The sequence below is a fragment of the Faecalibacillus sp. genome (assembly GCF_047023275.1).
GTDB lineage: Bacteria > Bacillota_I > Bacilli_A > Erysipelotrichales > Coprobacillaceae > Faecalibacillus.
This window is the reverse complement of the sequence record NZ_JBKYAR010000011.1, coordinates 68,240-76,240: the sequence shown is the minus strand read 5'-3', so window position 1 is coordinate 76,240 and position 8,001 is coordinate 68,240. Positions and strand designations below refer to the sequence as shown.

Here is an 8,001-nt window from a genome sequence, read left to right as displayed (position 1 = left end):
TTGCTGCTGTTATGCCGCTATTTGTTGTTGGTATCTCAATGGTACATTTTCATCACAAAAGGGATGAATAAAAACAAATTTATAATGAAATATACAACTTAATATTAAAGGATGCGTATTATCTTTTTCATCTTGCATCCAATTAAATAAGTCATCCATAAGTGAAGGAACAAGATATGGGGGTGGCGCAATAAAAATACAACGTCCTCGATCATCAAAAACCCCTTCATCACTATTACGAAATTCACCTGATATATCAACAACATATTTTGTCATAATACCATGAGACTTTTTTAATTCTTCAATATCATAAGGATCTATTTCTTTTATTCTTTCATAAGCATCAAAAGCATTCTTTACTTCTTGAATTTCTTTTTGTTTACCTAAAACAATTTTACCATTTATAACATCTCTTACTTGTCCTAAAGACAAAGAATTAGCTTCTATTTTTAAAGACGAATGAATTGATCTAATACGGTTATTTCTTCGTAAATGGGTCTTTGATTCTAAATTATGCGTAGCTGAAATGTTTCCTATTTTTTCAGAAATAGAAGATACATAGGCTAATATTTGATTTGTGATGGTATAAAGTGGTTGATAACTCATTTCTAACTTCTCCTTTTCATACGTACTATCATACGTATTATCTTACGTATTTTCTTACGTATTTGTCTATTTTCTTTTCTTGAAAATTATTGATTATTACTTTGTGATATAATTAATGAAAGGAGAAACGTTATGATGAAACAAAAGGTATTATTTTTTGATATTGATGGAACATTAATATGGTCTTATGGTGGTATTCAAGAAATTCCTCAAGGTGTGCAAAAAGAACTAAAAAGATTAAAGGAACAAGGACATAAACTCTTTATTTGTAGTGGAAGACCCAAAGCCATGTTAGATCAAAAGTGGTGGGATGGTACTTTTGATGGTTATGTTTTAAATAATGGTGGTTATGTAGAAATTGATGGAAAATCTATTTATGAAAATAGAATGGATTATGAGTTATGTTTAAAGACAGCAAATATGTTAGAAGAACTTCATTGTGATTATATGATTGCGACAGCGAATCATTTATACATTGATCCTTCTTATAAAGAACTTTATAACTTCTTTGTTCAAAATGGACATTTTAAAGATCTATTTACAACAAAGTTTGATCGTAATGAGGTATTAAAAAGAGCAATTAAAATAGAAGCAAATGTCACAAATAAAGATCGTGAAAAAATAGAAAAGTATATCCAAAATGATTTTGGTTATGTTATTAATTTTGATGAACATGGCAGTGATAATGCTTTTGAATTTTATTCACCAACAATTTCAAAAGCAACAGGTATTCAAAAAGTTCTTGATTATTATCATTTAGATCAAGATGACACATACGCTTTTGGTGATGGAGAAAATGATTTAGAAATGATTGATTTTTGTCGTGTAGGGGTTGCCATGGGAAATGCCTGTGATGTTTTAAAAGAAAAAGCAAATATTGTTTGTAAATCTATTGTAGATGATGGATTAGAAGATGTTTTAAAAATTTTATTTAGTGAGTAGGAGAAATTTATGATTCAGTTTCATGAAGAAAGTAAAACTTTTCATTTATATAATGATCAAATCAGTTATATCTTTAAAATCTTAAAAAATAATCAATTAGGTCAGCTCTATTATGGGAAAAGAATTCATGATCGAGATAACTTTGATCATCTTTTTGAAACAAGTCCTCGACCAATGTCATCTTGTAGCTATGAAGGTGATCTCACTTTTTCATTAGAACATATTAAACAAGAATATCCTGTTTATGGTTCTGGTGATTTACGTCATCCAGCAATCGATATCACCCAAGAAAATGGCAGTCATATTTTAAACTTTGAATATGTAAATCATCAAATAATTCAAGGTAAACCTCAATTAGATCATTTACCTGCAACTTATGTAGAAAAAGAAGATGAAGCACAAACATTGATCATTACCCTATATGATGATGTTATTGATACAAAATTACAGTTAAGTTATACCATTTATCATGATTTACCTGTTATTACAAGAAATGCTTTTATTATTAATGAAGGAAAACAAAAATTAAGACTTAATCAAATGATGTCTATGTCTTTAGACTTACCTGATCAAGATTATGAAATGATTGAACTTACAGGATCATGGGCAAGAGAACGTTCTATTAAAACAAGAAAACTTACTGAAGGTATTCAAAGTATTTATTCTTTAAGAGGCTGTTCTTCTCATCAATTTAATCCTTTTATTGCTTTAAAAAGAGAAAATTGTAAAGAAACAAATGGTGAAGTTTTAGGTTTTAGTTTGGTTTATAGTGGTAACTTTTTGGCCCAAGTAGAAGTCGATAATTATCATGTCTCACGTGTATCTATGGGAATTCATCCTCATTGTTTTGAATATCTATTAGATCATTTAGATTCGTTTCAAAGTCCTGAAGTTGTGATGGTTTATAGTGATCAAGGATTGAATAAGATGTCTCAAACCTATCATCAACTTTATCAAAAAAGACTTGCTAGAGGGAAGTATCGAGATCAAGTAAGACCTATTTTGGTGAATAATTGGGAAGGAACTTATTTTGATTTTAATGAAGATAAGATTGTTTCAATGGCTAATACAGCAAAAGAATTAGGAATTGAGTTATTTGTGTTAGATGATGGTTGGTTTGGTAATAGAAATAATGATCATCAAGGATTAGGAGATTGGTTCCCTAATTTAGATAAACTGCCTCATGGAATTCGTGGTCTATCAAAGAGAATTCATGATTTAGGTTTAAAATTTGGATTATGGTTTGAACCAGAGATGGTCAATGAAGATTCTAACTTATATAGAAATCATCCTGAATGGATATTAAAAACGCCTCATAGAAAGAGTTGTCATGGAAGAAATCAATATATTTTAGATTTTTCTAATCATGAAGTTGTTGAATACATTGCCCAGGCAATGATGAATGTGATTGATGATTCCTATATTTCCTATATTAAATGGGACATGAATCGTTGTATGTCAGAAGTCTATTCAAGCACTCATGATGTTTCATCACAAGGAAGAGTCATGCATGAATATATCCTAGGTGTTTATCATTTATACGATGTTCTAACAACGAAATACCCTGATATACTCTTTGAATCCTGTGCAAGTGGAGGAGCACGCTTTGATCCAGGAATGCTTTATTATGCCCCTCAATGTTGGACCAGTGATGATACCGATGCAATAGAAAGATTAAAGATTCAATATGGAACTTCTCTTGTTTACCCACTTTCTTCAATGGGATCACATGTTTCAGCAATTCCTAATCATCAAACATTTAGAAATACACCACTTGAAACCCGTGCTAATATAGCTTATTTTGGTACTTTTGGTTATGAATTAGATGTTAATCAATTAACCTTTGAAGAAAAAGAAATTATTAAAAAACAAATTAGTTTTATGAAACAATATCGTTCTTTATTTCAATTTGGAACATTTTATCGTTTAAAAAGTCCATTTACATCAAACGAAACAGCTTGGATGGTTGTTTCTAAAGAAAGAGATTTAGCGATTGTTGGTTATTATCGACCTTTACAAGAAGTTAATGTAGGTTATCGTCGTTTACCTTTATTAGGTTTAGATGAAGATAAGATGTATCATGTTAATGGTTTAGATTTATATGGAGATGAATTGATGAATGTGGGACTTATTATAAGTGATAGTTCTTGTGGTGAGAATAAGGATGGTATTGGAGATTATTATTCTAAATTATATATTTTAAAGGAGAGAAAAGAAAATGAGTAATGAATGGTGGAAGAAAGAGATAGCTTATCAAATTTATCCTAAGAGTTTTAAGGACTCTAATGGAGATGGAATTGGTGATTTAAGAGGGATTATTGAAAAGCTTGATTATTTAAAGGATTTAGGAGTGACTTTGTTATGGTTATGTCCTATTTATAAATCACCTATGGATGATAATGGATATGATATTTCTGATTATTATGATATTAATCCTGAATTTGGAACAATGGCTGATTTAGAAGAATTGATTGAAAAAGCTAAAAATAAAGGAATTAAGATTATTATGGATCTCGTTATCAATCATAGTTCAGATGAACATGCCTGGTTTCAAGAAGCACTAAAAGATCCAAATAGTCCTTATCATGACTATTATATCTTTAAATCCTCTAAAGATGGTAAAGAACCAAATAACTGGAGATCTGTTTTTGGAGGTTCAGTATGGCAAAAGGTAGAAGGTAGAGATGAATATTATTTCCATGCTTTTTCTAAAAAACAACCTGATTTAAATTGGGAAAATCCAACTTTAAGACAAGAACTTTATAAAATGATTAATTGGTGGTTAGATAAAGGAATTGCGGGATTTAGAGTTGATGCAATTAACTTTATTAAAAAGGATCAAAGATATTTAGATGGTCCTGTTGATGGACAAGATGGTTTAAGTGCTTGTTTTGCTTATTCTAGAAATCAACCAGGTATTGAAGTATTCTTTGATGAATTAAAGAAAGAAACATTTGAAAAGCATAATTGTATGACTGTTGCAGAAGCAGTAGGGGTTCAATATAAGGATTTAGGTATTTTTATTGGTGAACAAGGATGTTTTTCAATGATGTTTGATTTTAATTATTGTAATTTTGATATTAGTGAAGATGAAGAATGGTTTAAAAGAAATGATTGGACTGTTAAACAATTTAAAGAATTATTGTTTACAAGCCAAAGAGAAGTACAAAAACTTGGATGGATTGCTAGTTTCTTGGAAAATCATGATCAACCTAGAGCAATCGATAAATTTGTCTTAGATAAGAAAAATCATAATTATTATTCTAAAACAATGCTTGCTGGTATGTTCTTTAATTTAAGAGGAACACCATTTATCTATCAAGGTGAAGAAATCGGTATGGAAAACTTTGAAAGAGAAAGCATTGATGAATTTGATGATATTGGAAGTCATGGACAATATCAAAGAGCCTTAGAAGAAGGCTTTACTAAAGAAGAAGCCATGCATTTCCTTAACCTTAGAAGTAGAGATAATACCAGAACACCAATGCAATGGGATAGTAGTGAATATGCTGGATTCAGTAATCACAAACCTTGGTTAAAAATGACAGGAAGCCAAGATAAAATCAATGTTGAAAATCAATTCAATGATCCAAATTCAATCTATAGCTTCTATAAAAAAATGATTTCTATTAGAAAACAAGAAGATACTCTTGTTTATGGAGATTTTGAAGAAGTAAATACTGTAGATGATGTTATTGGTTATAAACGTACTTATCAAGGACAAGAAATTATTTGTTTATGTAACTTTACAAACACTGAACAACCAATTCCTGAAACTCAAGGAAACATTTTGTTAGATAACTACAACAATTACAACCCAACAACTTTAAAACCTTATCAATTCGTAATGATTAAAAAATAATAACAGCCCTTTAGTGATAAACTAGAGGGCTTTTTATTGCCGTTATCGGCAAAAACATTACATTTTAACAACGTATAAATTTATGTTTTTTGCCGATAACTTCTATTATTTACTTTATTTGTTTAAATACAATGTTTTTTTGTTTTCTAATGTATTCATCTGTTTGTTTAGTAATTCGATAATAAGAGTCTAATGCATCTGACCTATATTCTGGACTATCTGGCGTATTTCCAAAATAACTTATATACCATTGATCAACAACTTTTAAAAACCATTTTATATCAGGTAACTGCATTTGTGCAATTACAAAAGTACCAAAATCTTTTTTAACACCTTTATAAATACCTTTTGATACAATTTCTACTCCTCGTGATTTAAAATACTTATCTATCTTTTGATAACATTCATCTAAATCAATATTATTCTTTTTAGCTTTTTCCTCACTTAAATAGATTTCCATCAACATATATCAAATACCTCACATCATCAATCAAAAACGTCTACTGGTTGAATATAACTTTTCATACTATATTCATCACTTACAATTGTTACATCAAATTCTTTAACACAATATTTTAGCCAATATAAATAATTAGACATATTTCTTATCAATTGAATAACATCTGTCATAGAAATTGGATTACTTGAAACATATCCTGAATATTGTCTATGTTTAAAACTATTTTGATTTAGAAATTTTCTTATATCCGTCCATCCTTTCTTATAATTTTTTGAAGGGTAGTATTTTTTCAATAATGCATCATATAAATCAAAATTAATAGCCTTTTTGCTTTCTAATGTATTCATTTGTTTGTTTAGTAATACGATAATAAGAATCTAATGCATCTGACCTATATTCAGGACTTTCAGGTCCATCTCCAAAATAACTTATATACCATTGATCTACCACTTTTAAAAACCACTTTGTATCAGGTAATGATCCTTGTGCAATAGCAAATGTTTCAAAATCTTTTCTAACACCCTTATAAATACCTTTTGATACAATTTCTACTCCTCGTGATTTAAAATACTTATCTATCTTTTGATAACATTCATCTAAATCAATATTATTCTTTTTTGCTTTTTCTTCACTTAAATAGATTTCCATTAGCATATATATTCACCTCTTATTTTTACGTACATTAATCTATCAATAGTATATCCCTTCATTATTATATATGCTAATTTTTTCTATTTTTCTTTTATTAATTTTATATTTTTATCTAATCGTGATTTGATAAATCACGATTAGATAATTTCTTTGGACTATTTGTCAATTAGTTTAAGAAGTAGTATGTTATAATACTTTATAAATAAGTATGTTTATGTTCGTTAATTTTGTAAAAATAGATACTGATTGTAATATTTCATTTTGAAAATGTTTTTTCTTCATTAAAATAATATAGATATACTTATTATTTTTTTAATAATGTGATAAAAAATAAGCTTTTTTTTACTAGAATTTATATTCTCTTTATTATAAAACTTAATTAACCATCTGACACATCTTTTGATTTAACTCCGTTATTCTCACTTTAAACCGAGGAGTATAATCTATCACTTCTTTAAAATATTATATACTTTTCTTAAAGAGGTGGATACTATGGCTAAAAATCAAAAACCAAAAAAGGATTCTTTAATTACTTTAACTAGAAAATATGCAAATAATCATGATGAATGTGTAAAATTCTTTTTTAAAATGAAATGGCCTGTTGGCTTTTACTGTGAAAAATGTGGATGTACACATTACTATTCCATTAAAAGAGGTGATGTCTTTCAATGTAAAGAATGTGGTCATCAACATTACTTACTTTCTAATACTATATTTCAAGATAATAAGCTAGATCTTTATAAATTGATTTTAGGAATGTATCTCTTTTTTACGGCAAATAAAGGTTTGTCTGCGATTGAATTAGCTAATGAATTAGAAATAAATTATAAAACAGCGCTATTACTTTGTAGAAAATGTAGGATTCTTATGTCCCAAAGTAACAGTGAAAAAATTCTGGACAGCTTTTTTTATGAAGCAGACGTTGCTTATATAGGCTCAAAAAGTAAAGAAGAACACAAACAAGGAGTTGCTACTGAACAGCAACCCTTTTTAGTAATGTTATCAACAGATAAAGAAAATAAATATCCAAAATTTTTAAAATTAATGCCAGTAGCTGTAGATAGTACAAATAATATTGTTAGATTCATCTCAAAAAAAGCAATACTTTCAAAAGAAAGAATACTAAACACTGATGGAAAAACAACTTTTTTAGGATTAACTGATAAAATAACATTAAAATCAGAAAAAATACTCTATGATGAAGAAAATCATAGATTGTATTGGCTTAATGTATTAATTGGTGATATAAAGAATAATATTACTGGTATATATCATGGAGTAACTAAACGTGACTTACCTTTGTTTTTGAATGAACAAGAATGGCGTTTCAACCATAGATATACTGGAAAGAACTTCATGAACAAAATACAGAAATATGTTTTGAAATCACATCCATGTCCTAAAAAAGCAATTATTACTGTACTCAATTTATCCGAACCATACTATGCACATGTGTCAGATGGTTAATTAAGTTATAAAA

Annotated in this window: 8 protein-coding genes; 4 read left to right on the top strand and 4 right to left on the bottom strand. The window is 28.4% G+C overall.

Annotated elements, in window-relative coordinates:
- Nucleotides 1-9 precede the first annotated feature (9 nt).
- Complete coding sequence (locus ACLVEP_RS05375) at nt 10-606, bottom strand: Fic family protein (protein WP_412583342.1); 597 nt, start codon at nt 604-606, stop codon at nt 10-12.
- 132 nt (nt 607-738) lie between these two features.
- Between ACLVEP_RS05375 and ACLVEP_RS05370 the strand changes: the two genes are divergently transcribed.
- Genes ACLVEP_RS05370 through ACLVEP_RS05360 form a run of 3 tightly spaced genes read left to right on the top strand, consistent with a single transcriptional unit; the run spans nt 739 to nt 5,410 of the window.
- Complete coding sequence (locus ACLVEP_RS05370) at nt 739-1,548, top strand: HAD family hydrolase (protein WP_412583341.1); 810 nt, start codon at nt 739-741, stop codon at nt 1,546-1,548.
- 9 nt (nt 1,549-1,557) lie between these two features.
- Nucleotides 1,558-3,774 carry an alpha-galactosidase gene (locus tag ACLVEP_RS05365; RefSeq protein WP_412583339.1) on the top strand — a complete coding sequence of 739 codons (2,217 nt, stop codon included), beginning with the start codon at nt 1,558-1,560 and terminating at the stop codon, nt 3,772-3,774.
- Nucleotides 3,767-5,410, top strand: a complete 1,644-nt coding sequence (locus ACLVEP_RS05360; protein ID WP_412583337.1) for a glycoside hydrolase family 13 protein — start codon at nt 3,767-3,769, stop codon at nt 5,408-5,410. Before ACLVEP_RS05365 ends, ACLVEP_RS05360 begins: the two co-directional genes overlap by 8 nt.
- A 109-nt stretch (nt 5,411-5,519) precedes the next feature.
- On the opposite strand, the gene ACLVEP_RS05355 is transcribed toward ACLVEP_RS05360, so the two are convergent.
- The 3 genes from ACLVEP_RS05355 to ACLVEP_RS05345 are packed head-to-tail and all read right to left on the bottom strand — an operon-like array spanning nt 5,520 to nt 6,524.
- Nucleotides 5,520-5,876 carry a hypothetical protein gene (locus ACLVEP_RS05355; RefSeq protein ID WP_331872966.1) on the bottom strand — a complete coding sequence of 119 codons (357 nt, stop codon included), beginning with the start codon at nt 5,874-5,876 and terminating at the stop codon, nt 5,520-5,522.
- 20 nt (nt 5,877-5,896) lie between these two features.
- Nucleotides 5,897-6,163, bottom strand: a complete 267-nt coding sequence (locus ACLVEP_RS05350; RefSeq protein WP_270849724.1) for a hypothetical protein — start codon at nt 6,161-6,163, stop codon at nt 5,897-5,899.
- A 22-nt stretch (nt 6,164-6,185) separates the two neighbouring features.
- Nucleotides 6,186-6,524: a hypothetical protein gene (locus ACLVEP_RS05345; protein ID WP_331872968.1), complete on the bottom strand. Its 339-nt coding sequence runs from the start codon at nt 6,522-6,524 to the stop codon at nt 6,186-6,188.
- A 489-nt stretch (nt 6,525-7,013) separates the two neighbouring features.
- Here ACLVEP_RS05345 and ACLVEP_RS05340 point away from each other — a divergent pair, with 489 nt between their 5' ends.
- Nucleotides 7,014-7,988 (top strand): IS1595 family transposase, encoded by a 975-nt coding sequence (locus tag ACLVEP_RS05340; RefSeq protein WP_257360652.1) that lies wholly within the window; start codon nt 7,014-7,016, stop codon nt 7,986-7,988.
- Nucleotides 7,989-8,001: the final 13 nt, after the last annotated feature.